Origin of the sequence: Streptococcus macacae NCTC 11558 (assembly GCF_000187995.2) — a bacterium.
Taxonomy (GTDB): domain Bacteria; phylum Bacillota; class Bacilli; order Lactobacillales; family Streptococcaceae; genus Streptococcus; species Streptococcus macacae.
Genome location: NZ_AEUW02000001.1, coordinates 1,409,823 through 1,432,222 on the forward strand (window position 1 = coordinate 1,409,823; position 22,400 = coordinate 1,432,222).

At 39.3% G+C, this 22,400-nt stretch carries 21 protein-coding genes; 5 read left to right on the forward strand and 16 right to left on the reverse strand.

Going from position 1 to position 22,400, the window contains the following annotated elements:
* Positions 1-27 precede the first annotated feature (27 nt).
* The 6 genes from STRMA_RS06780 to STRMA_RS06805 form a co-directional block, all read right to left on the reverse strand.
* Entirely contained in the window at positions 28-996 is a 969-nt protein-coding gene (locus STRMA_RS06780; RefSeq protein ID WP_003078482.1) for a ketopantoate reductase family protein, read from the reverse strand.
* Between the two features lie 180 nt (positions 997-1,176).
* Positions 1,177-1,572: a hypothetical protein gene (locus STRMA_RS06785; protein WP_003080876.1), complete on the reverse strand. Its 396-nt coding sequence runs from the start codon at positions 1,570-1,572 to the stop codon at positions 1,177-1,179.
* A complete protein-coding gene (locus STRMA_RS06790; protein ID WP_003082195.1) occupies positions 1,569-2,018 on the reverse strand; it encodes a LytTR family DNA-binding domain-containing protein in 450 nt (149 codons plus the stop codon). The genes STRMA_RS06785 and STRMA_RS06790 overlap by 4 nt, the downstream gene beginning before the upstream one ends.
* A 183-nt stretch (positions 2,019-2,201) precedes the next feature.
* A complete protein-coding gene (tkt, locus tag STRMA_RS06795; RefSeq protein ID WP_003080361.1) occupies positions 2,202-4,184 on the reverse strand; it encodes a transketolase in 1,983 nt (660 codons plus the stop codon).
* Positions 4,185-4,502: 318 nt separating this feature from the next.
* A complete protein-coding gene (gene ulaG / locus STRMA_RS06800; RefSeq protein ID WP_003081393.1) occupies positions 4,503-5,594 on the reverse strand; it encodes an L-ascorbate 6-phosphate lactonase in 1,092 nt (363 codons plus the stop codon).
* A gap of 234 nt (positions 5,595-5,828) precedes the next feature.
* Positions 5,829-7,517 (reverse strand): BglG family transcription antiterminator, encoded by a 1,689-nt coding sequence (locus tag STRMA_RS06805; RefSeq protein ID WP_003082459.1) that lies wholly within the window; start codon positions 7,515-7,517, stop codon positions 5,829-5,831.
* Between the two features lie 425 nt (positions 7,518-7,942).
* Here STRMA_RS06805 and STRMA_RS10010 point away from each other — a divergent pair, with 425 nt between their 5' ends.
* Together STRMA_RS10010 and STRMA_RS06815 are read left to right on the forward strand one after the other, a co-directional pair.
* A complete protein-coding gene (locus STRMA_RS10010) occupies positions 7,943-8,074 on the forward strand; it encodes a hypothetical protein (RefSeq protein ID WP_268741104.1) in 132 nt (43 codons plus the stop codon).
* Between the two features lie 442 nt (positions 8,075-8,516).
* Positions 8,517-8,948, forward strand: a complete 432-nt coding sequence (locus STRMA_RS06815; RefSeq protein ID WP_081479319.1) for a LysR family transcriptional regulator substrate-binding protein — start codon at positions 8,517-8,519, stop codon at positions 8,946-8,948.
* 65 nt (positions 8,949-9,013) lie between these two features.
* Here the strand turns inward: STRMA_RS06815 and STRMA_RS06820 are convergent, their stop codons facing one another.
* From STRMA_RS06820 to STRMA_RS06850, 7 genes are all read right to left on the reverse strand, one after another.
* Entirely contained in the window at positions 9,014-9,724 is a 711-nt protein-coding gene (locus tag STRMA_RS06820; RefSeq protein WP_003080497.1) for an L-ribulose-5-phosphate 4-epimerase, read from the reverse strand.
* On the reverse strand, positions 9,724-10,587 hold the full coding sequence (locus STRMA_RS06825; protein ID WP_003079492.1) for an L-ribulose-5-phosphate 3-epimerase: 864 nt from the start codon (positions 10,585-10,587) through the stop codon (positions 9,724-9,726). Before STRMA_RS06825 ends, STRMA_RS06820 begins: the two co-directional genes overlap by 1 nt.
* A 4-nt stretch (positions 10,588-10,591) precedes the next feature.
* The gene (locus STRMA_RS06830; RefSeq protein ID WP_003081904.1) at positions 10,592-11,257 is read right to left on the reverse strand and encodes a 3-keto-L-gulonate-6-phosphate decarboxylase UlaD; all 666 of its coding nucleotides are present in this window, start codon (positions 11,255-11,257) and stop codon (positions 10,592-10,594) included.
* A 102-nt stretch (positions 11,258-11,359) separates the two neighbouring features.
* Positions 11,360-11,845 carry a PTS sugar transporter subunit IIA gene (locus tag STRMA_RS06835; protein ID WP_003081471.1) on the reverse strand — a complete coding sequence of 162 codons (486 nt, stop codon included), beginning with the start codon at positions 11,843-11,845 and terminating at the stop codon, positions 11,360-11,362.
* 131 nt (positions 11,846-11,976) lie between these two features.
* Positions 11,977-12,258 (reverse strand): PTS sugar transporter subunit IIB, encoded by a 282-nt coding sequence (locus STRMA_RS06840; RefSeq protein WP_003081421.1) that lies wholly within the window; start codon positions 12,256-12,258, stop codon positions 11,977-11,979.
* Positions 12,259-12,309: 51 nt separating this feature from the next.
* On the reverse strand, positions 12,310-13,770 hold the full coding sequence (locus tag STRMA_RS06845) for a PTS ascorbate transporter subunit IIC (protein ID WP_003078982.1): 1,461 nt from the start codon (positions 13,768-13,770) through the stop codon (positions 12,310-12,312).
* 302 nt (positions 13,771-14,072) lie between these two features.
* Positions 14,073-15,365, reverse strand: coding sequence for an adenylosuccinate synthase (locus STRMA_RS06850; RefSeq protein WP_040841857.1), 1,293 nt, complete (start codon positions 15,363-15,365; stop codon positions 14,073-14,075).
* Between the two features lie 197 nt (positions 15,366-15,562).
* Between STRMA_RS06850 and gshAB the strand changes: the two genes are divergently transcribed.
* From gshAB to STRMA_RS06865, 3 genes are all read left to right on the forward strand, one after another.
* Entirely contained in the window at positions 15,563-17,827 is a 2,265-nt protein-coding gene (gene gshAB, locus STRMA_RS06855) for a bifunctional glutamate--cysteine ligase GshA/glutathione synthetase GshB (RefSeq protein WP_003082264.1), read from the forward strand.
* 310 nt (positions 17,828-18,137) lie between these two features.
* Positions 18,138-18,302, forward strand: a complete 165-nt coding sequence (locus STRMA_RS06860; protein WP_003080524.1) for a Blp family class II bacteriocin — start codon at positions 18,138-18,140, stop codon at positions 18,300-18,302.
* A gap of 29 nt (positions 18,303-18,331) precedes the next feature.
* Positions 18,332-18,526, forward strand: coding sequence for a hypothetical protein (locus tag STRMA_RS06865; RefSeq protein ID WP_003078595.1), 195 nt, complete (start codon positions 18,332-18,334; stop codon positions 18,524-18,526).
* A gap of 378 nt (positions 18,527-18,904) precedes the next feature.
* On the opposite strand, the gene arcC is transcribed toward STRMA_RS06865, so the two are convergent.
* Genes arcC through STRMA_RS06880 form a run of 3 tightly spaced genes read right to left on the reverse strand, consistent with a single transcriptional unit; the run spans position 18,905 to position 22,369 of the window.
* Entirely contained in the window at positions 18,905-19,855 is a 951-nt protein-coding gene (gene arcC / locus STRMA_RS06870) for a carbamate kinase (RefSeq protein WP_003078834.1), read from the reverse strand.
* Positions 19,856-19,891: 36 nt separating this feature from the next.
* A complete protein-coding gene (gene aguA, locus STRMA_RS06875) occupies positions 19,892-21,001 on the reverse strand; it encodes an agmatine deiminase (protein ID WP_003080480.1) in 1,110 nt (369 codons plus the stop codon).
* A gap of 9 nt (positions 21,002-21,010) precedes the next feature.
* Positions 21,011-22,369, reverse strand: coding sequence for an APC family permease (locus STRMA_RS06880; protein WP_003079860.1), 1,359 nt, complete (start codon positions 22,367-22,369; stop codon positions 21,011-21,013).
* Positions 22,370-22,400: the final 31 nt, after the last annotated feature.

Below are 22,400 nucleotides of genomic sequence, written 5' to 3' on the forward strand. Positions count from 1 at the left end.
AAGAGGTATTATGGTTTGACCTGAGGCCTATTTTGAAAAGAGAGCAAATTTTGCCATGGCACTTTCATAATTCCCATAAAAAACAGGAGCATGGACGTCCTTTTCTTTGCCACTATCATAAAGACAGCGGCAAACAAACAATAGATCTTGAATATTGCCATGCAGTGTCATGATTTTACGGGTTAGCACTTTTTTGGCAAACATGCGTTTCATAAGAGGGGCAGAAATCATCGCTGGTAATTGATAGGGCAAAAGCTCATTCTTGTAATTCTTCAGATTAACGCCCCGGCTAGCCACGATTTGGGAAGTTTCACGAACAGTTTTGACAGCTTCCTTTAAATAAGGCACAGAATTCATGAGCATTTCTGCAGCTGCACTTGTATCTCCAGCATCTCCAAACTTCCCCATTACTGAAATGACAGCTGCATTGATCCCCATATGCAGCCAGATCCACTCCAGCATATCGTAGGGCTGCTCTAGTTTAATCTGACAGTCCGCAAATAACTCTTCTAATTCTTGATAGTTAGGAATAGCCGCTTTTTCCCTTCTTTCCAGCATGAAATGGTCAAAAAGGCAGCAAGACAGCCTATTATCCATGATATTGCCCCCAGCTACTGGATAAGCTAAAATATAAGGCTGCTCCTTCACCAAACGTTCAATAGAGAGACGATCCTCCCAGATTCCACAGGCAAAAAGCAAGGTGCCAGAAATACCATCTCTTCTCAGACTATCAATAACAGAAGCAATCCTGCCTGATGGGACACTGACAAAGATAAAGTCATAGCTTTTACCTGAACAGTATTTCACTTGATAAGAATCTCTGCTTTGGATGCCATCCTTTTTTGTCCGGCCATCCAGCAAATCCACCTGGAGTTCCTTGATGGCTGTTTTAGGACTGTCTTTTCTGAGATAATGCTCAACTTCATGACCGGCCTTCTGAAACAAATAGCCATAAATACTGCCAATAGTCCCCAGACCAACTATTAAAATTCTCACTTAAAACAACTTCCTTACTAAATCATATTTTTAGGGCAAACTATTGCTGTTTAACAGCAAAAGCTGCCTGCTTGCTCTCGTACAAATAACAACTGTGTCAATGCAAACCTCAAGTGTGTCCGTACTATTACAAGTGTGAACTGGCAAAAGAATGCTTCTAAAATCATTCGCAAAACGATTCTATCTCTTATGACGGCGTTTGATTAAATCATTGATCTCAGCTGTTGTCCGCTTGATATAAAAGATATCCAACAAAAGGGTACAAAAATAAAAGGCAGCCCCCATAGTAACCAAGAGCCAAAGCGACAAAGTGGATAGCCAGTTAAAACACCAGCTAAAGAGCAGTAAAATGCCTTCTATGACTAAGATATTCCCTAATAATTCTAAAAACCTATTTTTTATATCGCAGCGCTCAATCCAAAGAAAACTCAAATGAATCAGGACATTGGCAGCAAGAACCTGAAAGACAGTCGCCAAATACAAAACATGAGCCTGATAATAAAATAAAGCAACCAAAGACAAGAGCACAAGAGAAAGGCTGGTTGTTGCTAAAATATTAACTATTAATTTTTTCACTTAGAGCCTCCTCTTAAAGCCTTTTTAAGACTCGCTAAATAATGACGGCTGATATAGACCTTTTCATTATTTCGTAAAGTCGCTTCCATACGGCTATTAAAAATAGGGCGAACGCTTTCTAAAACATTAAGGTTTAGTAGACAAGCTTTACTAATGCGGATAAAATCATCATTTTTTAAATCTTCCAGTAATTGATAAAGGCGGTTATTTGTCTGGTAGACAGCTTTTTCTAAGTAAACAAAAGTCTTTTTATCCACACTTTCAATATAATAAATATCTGAAAGATTAACCTTCATTTGCCGGCCAGTTTCATCATAACAATCCAGTTGCTTATCAACCGTTGCTAAAAAAGAAAGAAGACGCTGCACCAAATCATCTTCTTTGGGATATTTTAGTGTTACTTCCACATCTTCACAGGTAGGATCTTGTTTGCTATTTACTTTCATCTCTTTACTCTCCCAGTTATTATACCATACGCTTTGCTGACCAGAATATCGCGATGAACTAAGTTACAGTTTTTAAAAACCAACTTACAGCCCTACCTGCAGCACTAACTAAGAATACTGACAAAAAAACTGAGCTGGACTGCAAAAATCCAACTCAGAAATCACGATGATAATAGCAATCTTTTATGCCTCATCCAAGCTCTTAATGATAGTGACAACATTGTCTACTGTGAAACCATAGTTTTCAATGACTTCTGCTGCAGGGGCTGAAGCACCAAATTGATCAATACCAATAACAGCACCGTCAAGGCCAACGTATTTGTACCAAGGCTGACTAGCAGCCATCTCAAGGGCAATACGGCGGCGGACAGTATTAGGTAAAATAGCTTCTTTGTAAGCATCAGGCTGTGCATCAAAAAGATCAGTTGAAGGAACAGAGACTACACGTACCTTTTCACCTTGCGCTTCCAATTCTTTAGCAGCTTTAACAGCTAAGTTTACTTCTGAACCAGATGCTAAGAGAATGGTATTAAAATCAGAGCTGCTTTCGTAAATGACATAAGCACCTTTGGCAACTGACGTAAAGCTTGAACCTGCTTCTACTTCAAGATTTTGGCGTGTCAAAACAAGAGCCGTTGGCGTGTTTTGGCTTGTCAAGGCATAATGCCAGGCAGCTTGCGTCTCACGCGCATCTGCCGGACGAATAACATTTAAGTTTGGAATAGCACGCAGTCCTGCTAAATGTTCAATAGGTTCATGTGTAGGACCATCTTCTCCAACAGCGATAGAATCATGCGTAAAGACATAGGTCACTGGCAAACCCTGTAAAGCAGACAAACGGATAGCCGCTTTCAGATAGTCTGAAAAGACAAAGAAAGTACCGCCATAAACTCTCAGACCACCATGCAGAGCCATCCCATTTAAAACCGCAGCCATAGCAAATTCGCGAACACCAAATTGAATATTGCGGTTGAGAGGATGTTTGGCATCTTGCAAGCCATCTTCTTTAATATAAGTCATATTAGAGTGAGCCAAATCAGCAGAACCCCCAAGAAAAGTTGGCAGGACACTTGCTGCTGCGTTAATAGCATCTTGGGAAGAGTTGCGTGTTGCTTGTGAAAAGCCATCTTCATAAGCCGGAAAGTCTGCTTCTGTAATGACTGCTGGATCTTGACCGGAAATAATGGCATCCACCTCACTAGCTTCTTTAGGATAGGCTTGACGGTACTGACCAACTAGATCTGTCCAGGCATCATAAGCAGCTTTCCCACGATCAGCTACATTGATCTTAAAATCATCATACACTTCTTGAGGAAGCTCAAAAGGAGCATAATTCCAACCCAGGGCTTTACGAGCAGCTGCCAATTCTTCAGCTCCAAGAGGAGCACCGTGAACAGCATTTGTCCCCCCCTTAGTTGGCGCCCCATGGCCAATAACAGTCTTAATTTCGATCAAGCTGGGTTTGCCAGTAGATTTGGCTTCTTCAATAGCAAGATTAATAGCATTAACATCTGTGCCGTCTTCAACCAAACGTGTATGCCAGCCGTAAGCATCATAACGTTCCCGAACATTTTCTGTAAAGGCTTCATTAGTCTCCCCATCCAGACAGATATCATTTGAATCATAAAGAACGATAAGTTTACCCAGCCCTTGCTTAGCAGCGTATGAAGAAGCTTCTCCTGACACTCCCTCCATAAAGTCCCCGTCACCAGCAATCACATAAGTGTAATGATCAAAGAGGGGATAGCCGTCACGATTGTATTTTGCCGCTAGGAAGCGTTCTGCTTGAGCAAGTCCCACAGCTGTTGAAATTCCTTGACCAAGAGGACCAGAAGTTGCATCAACTCCTTTAGTATGACCGAATTCCGGATGCCCTGGCGTCTTTGAATTCCATTGGCGAAAACGTTTAATTTCTTCTAAGCTGACGTCTTCATAACCAATGAGATGAAGGAGGGCATAAAGAAGCATGGATCCATGACCTGCTGAAAGAACAAAGCGATCGCGGTTGATCCAATCAGGTATATCTGGATTGACCCGAACATGGTTGGTGTAAAGACTGTAGGCCATAGGGGCAGCACCCATCACAACACCTGGATGGCCTGATTTAGCTTTTTCAATAGCATCCACACCTAGAAAACGAATGGCATTAACGGATAAATCTGACATAATTTTCTCCTTTTTAAGTAGTATAGTTATTTTATCACAAAACAAAGACTTGTTCCAGAAAGCCCCAAAAGAGTTATGAGTTATTCTAAAGATATCCGCACATCATCTGATATGCGGATATAAAATGCTATAGGATAGTTTCAACGATGTCTTTTCCTTATTTCAGATGAGAGCAAAAGACTGCCTTCTTCCAATTGATCGCTATAGAAAGAACAGCACAATAGCTAACCAGCAGTTTCTATATCTCTTCCCATAAAAGGAAAGGCCGCTCATTAAAATAGACAGAAGCTAAAGAAACCCTCCCTACAATAAAGACACTTATAAGAGAGCTTTAAATTGGATATTAGAATCATGCTCGAAACAGTCATCGAAGCCGCGTGGATGATGGTATTCTATTCTATCCTTATCTTGCGGATAAGTGTACTTACCGCCGACTTCCCAAATAAATGGATGGAACTGATATTGCAGCCGTTCTTTGCGCATCTTCCAAAGGACAAGAATCTCATCTGTTGAAGCCATGAAGTTAGACCAAATATCGTAGTGAACAGGAATAATAACTTTGGCCCGAAGATTTTCAGCCATACGCAGAAGGTCAATCGAGGTCATCTTATCTTGAATACCGACCGGATTGTCGCCGTAATTGTTGATGGCAACATCAATATCAAAGTCCTTACCGTGTTTAGCAAAGTAATTTGAGAAATGAGAATCAGCACCATGATAGATGGTTCCGCCAGGCGTTTCAAAGACATAGTTAACAGCCTTGCGTGCCATTTCTTCGTCTGTAACAGAGAGACCTTTAAGATCATCATTATTTTCTTTAGCCCCTTCAACTGGCAGAGTAACCAGACAAGTGCGGTCAAAGGATTCAACAGCCGTTACCTTGATATCTTTAAACGCAAAGCTCTCACCTGGTTTGATAACGATGATACGTTCTTCTGGAACACCCCATTTTTTCCAAATTTCACCGCATTCATATGGTCCAACAAATTTGACATGATCTAACTTGGGATTATTAACAATAGCAGCAGCTGTATTGATATCAATATGATCACTGTGAAAATGAGAAACAAGATAATAATCTAATTCATTGATAGCAAATGGGTCAATAACCATGGGCTGTACACGAAGATTGGGCTGCAATTTACGAACACCAGCCATATTAGCCATTTGGTGACCCCAAACCATATCTTTTACTTTTTTAGTAGATTTGCCGCGGTTTGACCACAAGTCCATGACAACATTTGCTCCGCCAGGTGTTTTAATCCAAACGCCACAGTTGCCCAGCCACCACATGGCAAAGTTATTAGCAGGAACAACTTCTTCTTCAATTTCTTCATTAAGCCAAGTTCCCCATTCTGGGAAGGTACTCAAAATCCATGATTCTCTTGTAATATCTTTTACATTAGCCATTTTTTTGTTTCCTCCTACATCTTGAATGTTTAATTTATTCCACACGTTTATAATACCGCTGCCAAATGATTTATAAAAGACCAAATAAAGCACAAGCTTGTGTTCACATTTGGACTGTTTATTCTTTTAACCATGCTCAAGCCTATTTCCTTAAGAAAATTATCCTAGAGCTTCATTTATCATCTCTTTGTCTGTCTAAAAAATAGGCCTGGAAAAACTTGTCCCAGACCTTATTCACTTAAAGAAGCGCTGTTTCTTGTTAGCATCATAAAGCAGCTCTTCATTGATCAAACGCTCTATCTTTGTTTTAAGGGCATAAGAATCACTATCATTTTTAACATAATGACGAATATAGGCTTCTAACTTTTTATCAAAATCATTATCATTCTGATCTGTTTGTCCTTGCTGCTTGGCAAAATGAATCAATTTAATAACATCAGCATCTCTTAAAATAGAATGTACAAAAAGAGTTGGCAGCTGCGTGTCTAACGTATCATTTGTTGAAATAACCAAGTCAACAGCAATAATATCAGCAACACTGTGAAATTGTTCAGATGTCAGGACAGCTTCAATCTTACTATGAGGTAAATAGGCTTTGCACTGCTGCATCAATAGTTTTTGCACGCCAATTCCCTCATCACAGACTAAAGCCAAGCTTTTTGGCGGTATTGGCTTGGCTGCCGACTGTTCCAACTCACCGCCAATATGAATGGTGATATAAGCAATATCATCATCGTTCATTTTAATAAACCAAGCATTTTCTAAAATCGAAAGACAGTCCTTGGTCATGGCAAATAAATCTGCATATTTTGTTTTGATTTGGTCTGTCAGAGGATTAGCTGAGACAATCCCATAAGTCTTTCTAAAAAGGAGCGCTTTGCAATGGGTTAATAACTGATTGAGTAAGAGTTGCTTATTCTTAAAATGGATATGATAATCAAGCTCAAAAGCATTTATAAAATGAGTTAAGATCTGCCGCATATCATCATAATCATGACTTTCAAGATGCTTATCTTGGTCTTTTCGATAAGATAAGAGTAAAACAGCGATTAAAGAGGTTTCAATCTCATCTAATGCCATATCAAATTTTTGGTTTAAATCTTCTCTGAGATGTTTTGCAATTTCATATTCCTTACGCTCTTTGATAGGTGAAAATTCTCTTAATAAATCCCTTTGTTCAAGCTCAGATAAGCCTAAGTTCTGATAGCTTAAAAGCTGATAAGGCAGGGTAGCCGCCATAAAATGGATATCTTGGTCATTAATTTTTTTACCAAGCAAGGCTTGAGATGCCTGTAATTCTCTTCTTATAAAACGGGAAACATCATCAGAAAAGTAAGCCGATAGATTGGCAAAATCTCTTAATTTATCACGCATGATAGCAATAAAATTAGGATTGCTGTCTGTATAAATGGTATGAAGAAGCTTGTTTAAATACTGCATTTTAGAGAGAGGGTGGCATTCCAAATGGTAGCCTTTGGACTTAGTAGCCTGCAGCTGAATACTATATTGCTCAAAAGAAAGACGCTGCCGAAGCTCATTGAGGTCATTAAGAATGGTATTGCGGGAAACATCATTGATTTGCATCAATTTTTCAATGGTAACACGGTCTTTGGCAACAGCAATATAAGTGATGCTAAGCAAAAGACGCTCCTGCATGCTCATCACATAAGAATAATCATCTAAATCAGCCAGCAGGCTTTGACAGGCTGTTTTTTGCTGCGGCGAAAGCAAAATACCTATACGGGGATAGCTGATAATTTTTGGAATGTCAGATGGCAGGGCTTCATTTATTTTATCAAGATGATAATAAACTTTACGTCTAGACTGATCTAAAGCCTTAGAAATACTCATAACTGTCTTATGTTCTTCTAACTTTATTAAATAAGAAAGAAGATCATAACTATTTCTATCTAAAATAATCATTTTTACTTCCTTCACTAAGGATTCCTTATGTCCATTATAGCACACTTTTGAGCCGAAACCTGAAACTTTTAAACTTGATAGTTGGCATTCTAAAACAATTCTAATGTTTAACTTTTAATAAATCATTCCATTCTATCTTAAGCAGAAAGGGTCACTTAGTTAGTTAGATCAAACCAATCAGGCATCTAATAGGACAGGTGCCCCTGTTTCTGACTATTACATTATTAAAGTAAATAAAACGGCCTGACTTCCTTACAATTCAGGAGTCAGGCCGCTTGCTTCATGTTTATTATGTAACTGTCTGCTGGACAGAAAAAAGAGGGATTTATGATCTTTTTGGGAATATATTTGCTTTTTACTCTTCAGTTTTGTTCATACGAAAAAAACTGAAAACAGCCATAGCGGTGATTATAATAACTATTAATATGGCTATGATTTTTGAATTTGACCACTCAACCAAAGCAAGGCCCGCAGCAAGCAAAAACCAAGACAGCAAAGTTACCAGCCTTCGTGTTTTTTCATCTTTTATTATCATATTAATGTATCCCAATTATTAATTAGCGCCATAGTAAATGGCCGCAGCACCTGCACAAGCTTCAGCACCTAAATATAATGCAGCACCAACTGCTAGTATTCCCCAGCCAATAGGCTTATTCCTGTTTTTATACTATTGAGCTTTTACCCCTCTTTTTGCTTGTCACCTGCTGAAATGGTGCTTACAAGGCTTTATGAAGAATGTCTCCCTCTCCAATAAAGTATGATGACTAAAATATTCTCTATCATAAATATCATAAACACAATCAGTTTAATATTTTTGATTGGCAATAACACTGAAAGAAGCAATAAAATGGGATAACTGAAAAGAACAAATTGCCCCAGTTTGGATGATCGCATAACTGACTCCTTATATATTAAGTATGCTCTAGGATTAAATAGAGGTGAAGGCACGCTTGTACTTTTTATCTTTAATATACCACTATTATAATACTTATCATTTCTATGTTCAATAATAGTATTTTTGACATAAAATCTCATTTACAAATAATAAGCAGAAGAAAAGCTTTAGCAAGGCCAATGCTGTATAGAATATTATTATCTGCTGCCGAATTAGAGAAGCTTGAGTTGATTATGTATCCGGAATATTGCCCTATACATCGGCATTTTATTCACATTTATAAAAAACTTGGCCTTCGCCTGCCAACAATATTTGAAGTTGACTATAGTGAGTCTACTATTGCTTTTGTAGCCAATTCGGATTTTTTAACCATCCTTCCTAAATCTTTGGCTTTAACTAAGATGACTAATGACACTTTAAATCTCACTATGAAAGAATTAGATTATTCATTTACACGCAGTGTCTCCATATTTTCAAATAAAACCTTCCCAATCTCTGATTTTATAAACAGACTAAATAATATCGCCAAAACCTAAATAAAGAAAAAGACCTAATCGCAAAGTTACGGCTTGCGATTAGGTCTTTTTCTTTATTTTTTAGATTAATGACTGCCCCCTTTTTGGCCATAGTAAGCATTTTTACCATGTTTACGAAGGTAGTGTTTGTCTTTCAGTGCTTGAGGTACTTCCTCTACTTGCGGATTGATACTTTCTGTATAGCGCGCCATGCGGGCAGCTTCTTCGAGAACAACGGCATTGTAAACCGCAGACTTTTCATCCTTACCCCAGGCAAATGGGCCGTGATTGCGCACCGTTACACCAGACACCGCCAAGGGATCAAGACTGCGTTTTTCGAATTCTTCAACGATAACTTTACCCGTTTCTTTTTCATACTCACCATTGATTTCTTCGGGAGTTAGGGCACGCGCACAGGGAATTGGTCCATAAAAAGTATCTGCATGGGTTGTTCCATAACAAGGAATATCCCGTCCAGCTTGAGCCCAAGCTACTCCTTCTGTTGAATGGGTATGAACAATACCGCCAACTTCTGGAAAAGCTTTATAGAGTTCCACATGAGTTGGCAGATCAGATGACGGATTGAGATCGCCTTCAAGGATATGGCCATCAAGGTCTGTCACAACCATATTCTCAGGTGATAATTTAGCATAAGCAACACCAGATGGCTTGATAGCGATATAGCCGCCCTCACGGTCAATGGCAGAAACATTTCCCCAAGTAAACTTGACCAAGCCATGTTCTGGCAGTTCCATATTTGCTTTATAAACACGTTTACGCAATTCAGGTACCAGCATTAGCGTAACCCCGCTTTCTCAATTAATGGATAGAGGAAATCCTGTGCTTCTTTGATAGCTGCACGGGTCTCCTCTACTGTTTCACAATTTTCAGACCACATTTCAATTAAAAATGGGCCATTGTAATTGGTCTCCTTTAAAACATCAAACATAGCTTCCCAATCCACACAGCCTTGACCAAAAGGCACATCGCGAAATTGCCCTTGTGAACTTTCCGTAACAGCATAGGTATCTTTTAAATGAAGCGCTGCAATAGAACGGTGCCCAATATAAAATTCACTCCAGAGATCATTTCCCCAAGCCGAAACATTTCCTGTATCAGGATAGGCAAAGAGATAAGGAGAATCAATTTCCTTTTCAACAGCCAAGTATTTTTCAATAGAATTGATGAAGGGATCATCCATGATTTCAATGGATAAGATAACTTGTGCTTCTTCAGCCCAAGTACAGGCTTTTCGTAAATTTTTAATAAAACGGGCACGGGTTGCTGGAGATTTCTCTTCATAATAGACATCATAACCTGCCAGCTGAATGTTACGAACACCAATGTCCTGTGCAAACTCGATGCATTTTTCCATCATCTCAAGCGATCTCGCTTCTTTTTCTGGATCATTGGAACCAAGCGGATAACGACGGTGTCCGCTGAAAGTAATGGTAGGAATACGTACACCTGTCTCAAAGATAGCTTTAACCAATTCTAGACGTTCTTCTTTAGACCAATCCAAACGAGCCAAGCGCTCGTCGCTTTCATCAATGGACAGTTCCACAAAATCAAAGCCAAGTTCCTTAGCAAAATACAGGCGTTCTAACCAAGTAAAATGCTTAGGAGTAGCCTTTTCATAAATACCAATCGGACGTGCCATAGGCTTACCCCCAAATCCGTTTGATTTCATCTTTAAAGGCACGCGCAGAAGCGGCAGGATCTTCTGCTTCTGTAATCCCGCGGCCGGCAATAAAGGTGAAAACATCAACTCCCTCAAAGAGTTTCAAGGTATCAACACTCAGGCCGCCCGTTACAGAAACACGAAAGCCCATATCAATTAATTTTTTAACCTTATTCAGATCTTTTTCACCCCAAGTCTCCCCAGCAAGCAGGGCATCACGTGACTGATGGTAAATAGCTTGTGAGATCCCAGCATCAAGCCATTGCTGGGCTTGTTCAAAGGTCCAGTCACCATAGAGTTCAATTTGAATTTCGCCTTTATCAGGGTTCACTTCTTCAATAGCCTTGCGGGCAGCAGCCATTGTTGGAATAGTAGCGCAGCAAATACAAGTCATCCAGTCTGCCCCGCGTTTGGCATTATTTTTAGCAACAGTACCACCAGCATCGGCACATTTGGTATCAGCAACGATAATTTTTTTCGGGAAAAGGCTGCGCAGAACTTCTACCAGCTCACTTCCCACTTGGAGCAAACAAACGGTGCCAGCTTCAATAACATCCACTTCTTCACCTACTGAAACAGCTGCAGCAATAGCACCTTTTAAATCAGAATGATCAAGCGCCACCTGCAAATAAGGCAATGTTTTTGTCATTTTAGATCTCCTTCTTTCTTCTATAAAACAGCCATTATGGCAGCTTGCAACTTTTTAAACTATTAAGAAGATACACGTTTAAATATCATCTTCCAAGAAAACTTAACCTTCTAGATCCAGTCCTTCAAGATAAGGGCTGTCTTTAGACGCATCAATCATAGCTAGAACCTCTTCAGGTGTCTTAGCAGCCTGAAGGCGCTTAACAGCATTTTCCAAATCAAAAAGGGCAATAATCTGCGGAATAGCGACTGAAGTATGAATTCTCGAACTAGTTGCTGCCAAAGCTAAGAGAACACTGACTTCTTTGCCGTCTGAAAAAGTAACAGGTTTTTGTAACGTGACTAAAGAAAAAGCATCACGTTCAACACCTGCTTCTGGTCTCGCATGAGGCATAGCCATACCTGGAGTTAAGATATAGTAAGGGCCGTATTCATTAGTAGATTTGATAATAGCATCATAGTATTCTGGTCTAACCGCACCGCTTTCAATTAGAGGATCAACAGATAGCTTTACAGCTTCCTCCCATGTAGCTGCACTTAAACCAAGACGGATAGAATTGTTATCTATTAATGCTTGTTTTAAATTCATAATATTTTTTACCTTTCATTTATCATTAAAAAAGAGAGCAGAATGAAAAGCCGGCAGCCAAACACTGCATCATATAAGGCCATTTCATAAAATGAAGGAGGGCAGGACTTTCATCCCACTCTCTTTTTCCTTTATTTTAATGCTTCCTTCAGTTTTTCTTTGATTTCATTATCATCCATCAAATTATCGAGGCCAATTAATTTACCATTGGTACGGCCGTCTAATTCATGAATCAGATGATTGGAAGCCACAACAATATCATAACCTGAAGCCAGACCTTTTGCTTCTCCTACTGAGCAAGAAGCAGATTCAATATCTGTCACTCCTAACTGACGAAGAGCATTTTCAACTTTCATCTTGATAACCATTGATGACCCCATGCCGTTACCGCATGCTGTAAGTACTTTTACCATAACATTTCCTCCTATTTATGACATTCATCTTTACTTTATAATCTAATAGCATTATTCTTCAGCCTGTAAATCACCGCGATAGTAAGCCTCTTTATCTTTTGCTTTGGCAAATTGTATTTGAGGAATCGCAAGCAGAAACAGACAAACCAAGACAAAACCAATAATACCAGCGTATTTAAAGACATAACCAAACGGAACCCAAGGAATCTCAAAATCAATATTTCCATGATAACCGCCGAATTTTGAGAGACCCAAAAGAGCAACAGCAACAGCTCCAAGAGCTACTTGGACAATCCCTGATATAAAGGAGAGAATAACAGCAGCTCTCCAGCCTCCGCGTTTATCAGCATAAACAGCTATAGCGGCATTATCAAAGAAGACGGGCACAAAACCTGTGATGATAAGAATTGGATTTTTGAAAACAATCAATAAAACAATAGTAATTAATTGACCAATCAAGCCCGTTGCAAAACCAAAGAGTACAGCACTAGGTGAGCCAAAGCCAAAGGATGCTGCCACATCAACCGCTGGAAAGGAACCAGGGAGAAGCTTATTGGAAATACCTTGAAAGGCATTGGTTAATTCAGCAACGAACATTCTGACACCTTGCATCAATACAAAGAGATAAACAGAGAAGGTGAAAGCCGTTTGAACAACATACATAAAGTAGGCTTGTTTAGTGGGATCAAATGGTGTACCTGTCGTAATAATTTTAGCATTGGACATGATATCCGGACCAAGGATAGCTAAAATAGCACCGAAGAAGACGAGCATCAGGGTTGCTGAAGCAACTACTGTATCGTGAAAAATATTTAAGAAAGCCGGCAGTTTTAAGTTGTCCAGATTTTCTTCTTTTTTGCCCAGTTTCGGTGCGATCTTATCTGTGAACCAAATAGCAAATTGCTGCTGATGTCCGATAGCAAAGCCGCCACCGCCAGTTAAACGCTGCGTTGGCTCAACGGTCATATTTGAGCTGACTGCCCAGTAAAGACCGCAGATAATGCCAATGGCCAAAGTTCCCCAAAATGGATGGCGCAAAACCGGTACAAGGAGAATAACCATCAAAGTAACAGTTGCAGCTTGCTGAACCATGATATGGCCAGTGATGAACAAAGTCCGAATCTTTGTCACTTTACGAAGAGCCACTAGTAAAATATTGACAAAAAAGCCAATTAAGAGTGCTGTAGTTGCCGTACCAACAAATTTCGGAAACTCCTCTGCAATTTTTGCATTGGCTGCTGTCAATCCAAAATAGGGGTCTATCACCGCTGCACCTATTTTAAATTTGTAATTCAGAGCCGCTAAAATAGGGCGAAAGGTCGTCACCAAACCAGTAGCGCCGACATCTAGAATCATATAGCCAACAGTTGCTTTAATAAAGCCCGCAAACACATCGTGCAATGGCTTTTTGAGGAGCAAGTAGCCGATAAATACCAAGATACCTACGAAGAAAGCCGGTTTTTGCAAAATATTTTGCGAAAACCAAGTCAGAATAGTGATAATAGCATTCATTGCTTTTCCCCTTTTCTAAATAATTTAACTTTTTGACATTTTTATTATAAATCTTGAAAGCGCTATCAACAAGACCAATAATCACACAAAAAAGTGTTCACACTTGGACTATAAAAAATCCTTAAAAAGGGAAAAACTTAAATCTAAAAAAAGCAAAGCTAAAAAGGATTAGCTTAGCAGCTTAAGCTTATAGGTTTATTTTTAGGAATGATTAAAGCTAGGATCACTTATCCATAGCCTTAATCACTGCTTTGTCTGCTTATTTGTCAGACACAAAGCCGTTAGCCTTCAGGCCTTTTCTATTACAAAGGCCCCCACACGCTCTCTAAGATATTGGTTTGATCACGGTCAGGGCCTACTGAGAAGGTTGAAATCCGCACACCAACCAATTCTCCGATACGGCGGACATAATTGCGGGCATTTTCCGGAAGATCTTCTAAACTGCGAACGCCTGTGATATCTTCTGACCAGCCTGGAAGCTCTTCATAAATAGGCTCGCAGCGTTTCAACTGTTCAAGACTGGCTGGATAATGATCAATACGTTTACCATCTAAGTCATAGGCCACACAAATTTTCACAGTATCTAAGCCCGATAGCACATCAATACAGTTAAGAGAGAGGTTGGTAAGCCCCGACACACGGCGGCTATGGCGCATGACAACCGAGTCAAACCAGCCAACACGCCGCGGACGTCCTGTTGTCGTTCCGTATTCATGACCAACTCTGCGAATACGCTCACCAATCTCATCAAAAAGTTCTGTAGGGAAAGGACCATCACCTACACGGCTGGTATAAGCCTTACAGACTCCAACGACCTTATCTATTTTACTGGGCCCAACACCAGAACCTATCGTAACACCGCCTGCAACAGGGTTAGAAGAAGTAACAAAAGGATAAGTTCCTTGATCAATATCAAGCATAACGCCTTGAGCTCCTTCAAAAAGGACGCGTTTCCCTTTATCCAGAGCGTCATTTAAGATAACAGATGTATCTGTCACATACTGCTTAATTTTCTGCCCGTAAGCATAGTACTCCTCAAAAATAATATCAAAATCTACTGGATCGCACTCATACATTTTTTCAAAAAGCCGGTTTTTTTCTGCTAAATTCATCTGCAGCCGTTCGGCAAAAATATCTTTATCTAAAAGATCTGCGATGCGAATACCAACACGGGCAGCCTTATCCATATAAGCCGGCCCGATACCCTTATTAGTCGTTCCGATCTTATTAGTCCCTTTAGAGGCCTCTTGCAATCGATCTAATTTTATATGGTAAGGCAAAATAATGTGTGCCCGGTCAGAAATGCGAAGGTTAGCAGTTTCAACGCCTTCCTCATGAAGATAGTCCAATTCTGCTACCAACGATTTAGGATTGACCACCATACCATTTCCAATAACAGAAATTTTTTCCGGAAAAAAAATCCCTGAAGGAATGAGATGCAGTTTAAATTTCTTACCATCAATGACGATAGTATGCCCAGCATTGTCACCGCCTTGATAACGTGCAATCACTTCTGCATCAGCAGACAAAAAATCAGTAATTTTGCCTTTTCCTTCATCTCCCCACTGGGTTCCAACAACAACAACTGAAGTCATAATTCTGATACTGAGCTGTCCAAAAACAGCTCCACATCCTTTCTCAATAGACATGGCAGGAGTTTCACCTGCAAGAATATCTTACTTATAAAGTATATGAAATTTCTGCCTATTTTTCAAGAAAGGCTGTAAAGAATTGTCAGAAGACAGCCATTTAGTGTAAACTAGTAGTAAGATAGAAAGAAGCGAGGTAGCTTATGTCAGTCAACCAACTCTTACAAAAAGCACCTGCGGACTTACCTCTCCTTCAGGCTAATTTTGGTTTGGAAAGAGAAAGTCTACGCATTGATAAAAATACCCAGCGCGTGGCTCAGAGCCCTCATCCTGACAAACTCGGCTCACGCACTTACCATCCCTATATTCAAACAGATTACAGTGAACCGCAAATGGAGATGATTACACCTGTTGCCCACTCTACCAAACAAGCTCTGCGCTTTTTAGAAGCTATCACTGATGTTGCTAGTCGCAGTATTGCCACCGATCAGTATCTCTGGCCTTTGTCTATGCCTCCTAAAATTACAGAAGCAGAAATCAAAATGGCTCAGTTAGAAGATCCTTTTGAGTATTCCTACCGTCAATACCTAGGAGAAAAATACGGAAAATTGCTGCAGTCCATGTCAGGAATCCATTACAATATGGAGTTAGGAGCAGATCTGTTCAAAATTCTCTTTAAAAACAGCGGCTATACTTCCTTTCTTGCTTTTAAAAACGATCTGTATCTAAAACTTGCTCAGAATTTTTTGACTTACCGCTGGCTTTTAACTTATCTTTACGGTGCCAGCCCTATTGCCGAAAAAGGGTTTTTTGAGCACAATTTGAAGCAGCCGGTTCGCTCCATTCGAAATAGTCGCTTGGGCTATGCCAACAGTACAGATATACAAGTTCCTTTTGATAATCTCCAAAACTATGTTTCAAAGATTGAGAGCTATGTTCAAAACGGTCAGCTATCTGCAGAAAAAGAATTTTATTCCTCTGTCCGCCTGCGCGGCAGCAAACACAACCGCGACTATCTTACAAAAGGAATTACATATTTAGAATTCCGCTGTTTTGACCTCAATCCCTTTACCAATCTCGCCATCACGCAGGATACTTTGGATACTGTCCACCTCTTTGCCTTAGCTATGCTGTGGCTTGATGCACCTAAAGACAGCCAGCAGACTATTGAAGAAGCACAGGCACTTAATGAAAAAGTGGCTTTAAGCCATCCTTTGGAAAAATTACCCCAAAAAGCACCTTACTCTCTTATCCTTGAAGCAATGGCAGAATTAATTGAACACTTTAAACTGCCCCTTTACTATAAAAAGCTTTTATCTCAAATTAAGGAGCAAATCAAAGATCCTTCTTTAACCATTGGGGGACGCTTGTACCAAAAGATCCAGCAGTCTTCCTTAGAAGTATTCGGACAGCAAAAAGGTCAAAAATATCAGGACTATGCCTGGCAGGCCTACTACGCTTTAAAAGGATATGAAAACATGGAGCTCTCTACTCAAATGCTGCTGTTTGACGTGATTCAAAAGGGCGTTCATTTTGAGCTTTTAGACGAAAATGATCAGTTTCTCAAACTATGGCATAAAAACCATATTGAATATGTCAAAAATGGCAATATGACATCCAAAGATAATTATGTCATTCCGCTAGCCATGGCTAACAAGGTTGTTACTAAGAAAATCCTTAAAGAAGCTGGTTTCTCTGTCCCAGAAGGAGCTGAACTTGACAATAAGGATGATGCCCTGCGCTATTATGCTCAGATCAAAAATAAAGCTATTGTTGTCAAACCTAAATCCACTAACTTTGGTCTTGGCATCTCCATCTTTAAAGAACCAAGCGATCCAGAATCCTATGCAAAGGCCTTAGATATCGCATTTTCTGAAGATAGCTCTATTTTAGTGGAAGAATATATTGCTGGTACCGAATACCGCTTCTTTATTTTAGATGGTAAATGCGAAGCGGTTTTGCTTCGAATTGCGGCAAACGTTGTCGGTGATGGACAAACAAGTATTCGCGAGCTGATTGCAGAAAAAAATCAGAATCCTCTGCGCGGCCGAAACCACCGCTCTCCCCTTGAAATCATTAATCTAGGAAATATCGAATTGCTGATGCTTAGCCAGCAAGGTTATAGTCCAGATGATATCCTGCCTAAGGGTGTTAGAGTCAATCTGCGGGAAAATTCCAATATCTCTACTGGCGGAGACTCTATTGATTTCACTGAAAAGATGCCAGCTTCCTATAAAAAATTAGCCGCTAAGATGGCAAGAGCTATGGGAGCCTGGGCTTGCGGTGTTGATTTGATTATTCCAGATACCAATGTAAAAGCCAGCCAAGAAAATCCTAACTATACCTGCATTGAGCTTAATTTTAATCCTTCTATGTATATGCACACCTATTGCCATGAAGGTCCCGGACAGATTATTACTGGAAAAATTCTGAAAAAACTCTTTCCAGAACTAAATATACACTTTTAAAAAAGAAATAAAAGCAGCCGGAATGAGCTCTAGCTGCTTTTTATTTCCTATATTTTTTTGGTTAACCCCAGTATATCAGAAAGCTAGGCATTTTATGTTGCATCTCATTTTACAAGACGAGTTTTCATCTCTATTTTTTGATATCAGAATAAAATGATACAAGCAGCTTATTTGCAAATATCAAAATTAATTTTCATATTTACGAATTTTTAAAAACTGTAAATTGAAATGGTAAGATAATAGTGTAAAATATTTTACTTATCGGTTGGCCAAGCAAACAAAAATACTAAAAAAGAAAAAGGAGTTTGTTATGAATACAATGACAATTGAAAAGTTTGAAGTAATGAATGCTCAAGAGCTTGCCGCTGTTGAAGGTGGTATTGTAATTACTGGAACAGCGGTTGCTTTGGGTGTCGGTATTGCTGCTGGCAGCTTTGCTATTGGGTATACTATTGGCCAGTCTCTTAAAAGATAAAAAGAGATAAAATATCTAGGAGGTTCCAGATGAAAAAAACAAAGACGATTATTTCTGGAAAGACAGTTTTACGTTTAGTGGCTCTCTTTTATTTCATATTTTTCATCGGCTTTATCATGGAAAGAATACTAAGCCATCGCGAAATACCGCTTAATATTATACTTTTGCTTTTAGGAACCAGCCCTTTATTAGTCCTCTTAATAATATCTAATAGAGGGAAATGATAAAGGCCTCTTCTGTAGTAAAAAAGGAGCAGGAGGCAAATTTATTTATATGGAGGGAATGGGACCGAAAACCAATCATTCGAAGAATTTGATTTTTCAGCAAGTCTTAATTTCTAGTTGCTGACCTAAAACAAACAGTCCACAGGACTGTTTTGACTTTCACCTCCGCACAGTTGGTTGGATAGCAAGGGAAAGGTTATCCAACCAACCACTGCGTCTTGCAAGTAAAATGACAAAAAACAAGGGTACCAAAACCCTTGTTTTTTGCAATATAGAGATAACCTTTAATAAATTATTATTGTCTAGAAATATTTATTTAGAAAGGCTAGCTTCCCAAGCACTTCATTAAAGCAAAGTATACAATAAAAAAATTTTATCTTAATCAATCATGATCTGTGTTCCCCCCTTCTCTGAAATAACTTTTCCGACATTTTCTAAAGAAGTGATAATAGCTTTTCCTTTGGGATAGGCCTCAACAAAGGCAAGCGCCGCCTCTACTTTTGGCAGCATACTGCCTGCTGCAAATTGCTGCTGATCTATCCATGTTTTTAGCTGGCTCGCCCTTATCTTTTCTAATTTTTCCTGATTTGGTTTGCCATAATGAATATAAACATGATCAACACCCGTTAAAATAATCAACAAATCAGCCTCAATCTTTTCAGCTAATAATTGACTGACAAAATCTTTGTCAATGACGGCTTCTACACCTACTAAATCTTTTGTTTTAGGATCTTCAATTACCGGAATCCCTCCGCCGCCAGCTGTAATAACCACAGTCCCTGCTTCCATTAAAGATTTAATAGCTTCTATTTCCTGAATAGCAATCGGTTTAGGAGAAGCAACGACTTTTCGCCAGCCTCTGCCTGCATCCAACTTATAAACCGCACCAGTCATCTTTCCCTGCAAATAAGCTTCTTCTTCACTCAGAAAAGGGCCAATAGGCTTACTAGGATTTTTGAAGGCTGGATCGTTAGCAGACACCAGTACCTCTGTCACTACAGATACAACTTCCTTATCAATGGATTGCTTTCTCAGCTCATTAATTAGAGCATTTTGCAGCCAATAACTAATTGACCCTTCTGTCATAGCCACTAAAGTATCTAAGGGAAGTGCTGGGTTTTCATAAGAATCAGCAGCTGTTTGCTGTAATAATAAATTTCCTACTTGCGGGCCATTTCCATGAGTGATGATTAAATCATCTCCCTTTTTTATGAACTGAACTAAATACTTAGCAGTCTGAGCCAATGCTTCCTGCTGTGCTTTTGCAGAAGCATCTCTTGATAAAATTGCATTTCCTCCCAATGCAATGACAATTTTTCTTTTTGCCATATATTTTCTCCGCTTTCACTGATTTATTTCATTCTTTTAAGTCGCAGGTTCCTGTTGGGTAATACAATGAATGTTACCGCCGCCGTAAGCAATTTCTTCTGTTCTCACGCCAATAATTTTTCTATCTGGAAACATTGCTTTTACTTGCTGCACAGCCAGTTGATCGTTTTCATCTCCATACTGAGGCAAAATGATACCGCCATTAACAATTAGAAAATTCAAGTAAGAAGCGATAGCTATTTCGCCTTCTTCACGCGGAATACTGCTCTCACCATAATCAATGGTATCCGCAGCTTTCAAATAGCACGGCTTTTTAGTGACACACATCTTATGAACCTTTAAATGACGTCCCTTAGCATCTGTCTGTTCAGATAAAAAGTTATAGGCTGCCTTGGCTTCTTTGTAAAAGGGGTGATTTTTATCATCTGTATAAATGCAAGCCACTTCTCCCGGTTGGATAAAGCAGGCAACATCATCAATATGACCGTTTGTTTCATAAGGATCAATACCATCTTTAATCCAAAGAATCTTTTCGGCATTCAAATAATCTTTCAGTTTATTTTCAATATCTCCTTTAGACATATGAGGATTGCGGCTAGGATGCAGGAGACACATTTCCGTTACCAAAACAGTCCCTTCCCCATCTACATGAATGGAACCGCCTTCTAAGACAAAATCTTTCGTCTTATAAGAATCCACACCTTCTATTTCACAAACTTTACGAGCAACTAAAGCATCTTGATCCCAAGGAAAATAAAGGCCGTCAACTAGACCTCCCCAAGCATTGAATTCCCAATCAACTGCTCGTAAACCTCCTTTATCATTAACTAGAAAAGTTGGCCCACAGTCACGAATCCAAGAATCATCATTAGTCATTTCAATAACTCGAATATTATCTCTCCCTAATTCCGATACACGTGCCCAAGCATTTTCATACTGCTGCGGTGGAACACAAAGAGAAACTGGCTCAAATTCACTAATGGCCTTAACCACCTCTATAAAGGCTTTTTGAGCAGGTTTTGCCCCTAGCCTCCAATTATCATTGCGCCAAGGCCAAAGCATCCAAATTTGTTTTTGCCTCTCAAATTCACCCGGCATTCTATAGCCATCTTGTTTAGGTCTAGTATTTATGATACGTTTTGCCATTTTCTTACCTCATTTCTTTATTTTTTTAATCACTATAATAAGCTCGCCTATTCCTATGCAAATGACAGAGCCAAACGTTATCGGTAATTTTGAAGCTAAAGTCTTAGGATCAAATGCCAGTGGTAAAGCTGTAAAAATCAAAGAAATGACAATTAGAATCATTGGAGAAATGACAAGTAATCTCAAGAAGGCTTTATTACCGCTCACTCTAAAGGGACGCGGTGCATCAGGATCTATTTTCCTTAATTTAAAGAAAGCTGGAAATACAGGGACATAAGATAATAAGAACATAACTAAATTTAAGGAAAAGAAGGCCCAAAACAAATCCTGATTGGGTAAAAAAGGCGCCATAACAATCACAATGCTGGCAACAAAGCCATTGGCAAGAGCAGCACCAATTGGCATGTCTCTCTTATGACTTCTTTTAGCAAAAAATTGAGGCAGATCCCCTTTTCCTGCAGCATAAGAAGCAGTATTATTGACACCAAGAGACCAAGAAATCATATTTCCAAACAAGGTTAGCAAAAACAGAAAAGCCATAGCCATAATAAACCAACCGCCGCTTGAGCCGGTCAATAATTTAAAACTATCCATCATACCACTGCTGGTTGAAATTTTATCTGTTGGAATAGAAACTCCAATACCAAAAGCTGAAAAAATATAGATAGCGGCAATAACAAGACCAGCGACAATAATGGACTGAGGTATTTGTTTTTTAGGATTTTCCATATCCCCCGCAAAAGTACATATAACTTCAAAGCCTAGCAAATTAAAAATAATAACTGAAATATAAGATAAACTATTCAGATTAAAGGAGGGCAGAAGTGATTTTAAGGTCATTTCATTCGCCATACCCTTGGTAAAAGCTACATAAAGACCCAGACTGCCTACAAGCAAAGCTAACAGCATTTTGATAACAGCTGCGCCATTTAAAATCCATATGCTGTCACTGACTGGATAAAAACTAATCCAAACAATTAACCAAATAAAAATCAGCTCAACAACAATAGCTTCAAATGTTGAAAAAGAATAGCCCGTAACCGTTGTTAATAAACCCGGTGTCATAACGGCCAAAGAAGCTAGCCAGAGCGGAAAATTAATCCAATAATACCAAGCTACCCGAGCCCCCCATTTATGTCCAAAGGCCTTGGTTACCCAATCATAGATACCTCCGTCACCAATATAAGCCGTTCCTAATTCAGATGAAATAAGTCCATAAGGCAAAAGAAAGGCAATTAATAAAAAGAGCCACCAAAAAAATTGCGAATTGCCAATAGCTGCAACTGGAGCTGCTGCCTCAGCTACAAAAACAACACAAATGACAGAAAGTACCGCGCTAAATAAATTAAATTTTTTCTTTCCTTCCATAGGTATCTTCCTTTCTTTTAAATAGGGAAGT

Bases quoted from the DNA above. Each gene is read 5' to 3' on its own strand.
- aguA (WP_003080480.1), bottom strand. From the start codon at position 21,001: ATGGCAAAACGTATCATAAATACTAGACCTAAACAAGATGGCTATAGA.
- STRMA_RS06830 (WP_003081904.1), bottom strand. From the start codon at position 11,257: ATGACAAAAACATTGCCTTATTTGCAGGTGGCGCTTGATCATTCTGAT.
- STRMA_RS06815 (WP_081479319.1), top strand. From the start codon at position 8,517: ATGTTCAATAATAGTATTTTTGACATAAAATCTCATTTACAAATAATA.
- tkt (WP_003080361.1), bottom strand. From the start codon at position 4,184: ATGTCAGATTTATCCGTTAATGCCATTCGTTTTCTAGGTGTGGATGCT.
- STRMA_RS06805 (WP_003082459.1), bottom strand. From the start codon at position 7,517: ATGATTATTTTAGATAGAAATAGTTATGATCTTCTTTCTTATTTAATA.
- STRMA_RS06845 (WP_003078982.1), bottom strand. From the start codon at position 13,770: ATGAATGCTATTATCACTATTCTGACTTGGTTTTCGCAAAATATTTTG.
- STRMA_RS10010 (WP_268741104.1), top strand. From the start codon at position 7,943: ATGGCTATGATTTTTGAATTTGACCACTCAACCAAAGCAAGGCCCGCA.
- STRMA_RS06790 (WP_003082195.1), bottom strand. From the start codon at position 2,018: ATGAAAGTAAATAGCAAACAAGATCCTACCTGTGAAGATGTGGAAGTA.
- STRMA_RS06865 (WP_003078595.1), top strand. From the start codon at position 18,332: ATGAAAAAAACAAAGACGATTATTTCTGGAAAGACAGTTTTACGTTTA.
- STRMA_RS06820 (WP_003080497.1), bottom strand. From the start codon at position 9,724: ATGCTGGTACCTGAATTGCGTAAACGTGTTTATAAAGCAAATATGGAA.
- STRMA_RS06850 (WP_040841857.1), bottom strand. From the start codon at position 15,365: ATGACTTCAGTTGTTGTTGTTGGAACCCAGTGGGGAGATGAAGGAAAA.
- STRMA_RS06860 (WP_003080524.1), top strand. From the start codon at position 18,138: ATGAATACAATGACAATTGAAAAGTTTGAAGTAATGAATGCTCAAGAG.
- arcC (WP_003078834.1), bottom strand. From the start codon at position 19,855: ATGGCAAAAAGAAAAATTGTCATTGCATTGGGAGGAAATGCAATTTTA.
- STRMA_RS06835 (WP_003081471.1), bottom strand. From the start codon at position 11,845: ATGAATTTAAAACAAGCATTAATAGATAACAATTCTATCCGTCTTGGT.
- ulaG (WP_003081393.1), bottom strand. From the start codon at position 5,594: ATGGCTAATGTAAAAGATATTACAAGAGAATCATGGATTTTGAGTACC.
- gshAB (WP_003082264.1), top strand. From the start codon at position 15,563: ATGTCAGTCAACCAACTCTTACAAAAAGCACCTGCGGACTTACCTCTC.
- STRMA_RS06880 (WP_003079860.1), bottom strand. From the start codon at position 22,369: ATGGAAGGAAAGAAAAAATTTAATTTATTTAGCGCGGTACTTTCTGTC.
- STRMA_RS06825 (WP_003079492.1), bottom strand. From the start codon at position 10,587: ATGGCACGTCCGATTGGTATTTATGAAAAGGCTACTCCTAAGCATTTT.
- STRMA_RS06840 (WP_003081421.1), bottom strand. From the start codon at position 12,258: ATGGTAAAAGTACTTACAGCATGCGGTAACGGCATGGGGTCATCAATG.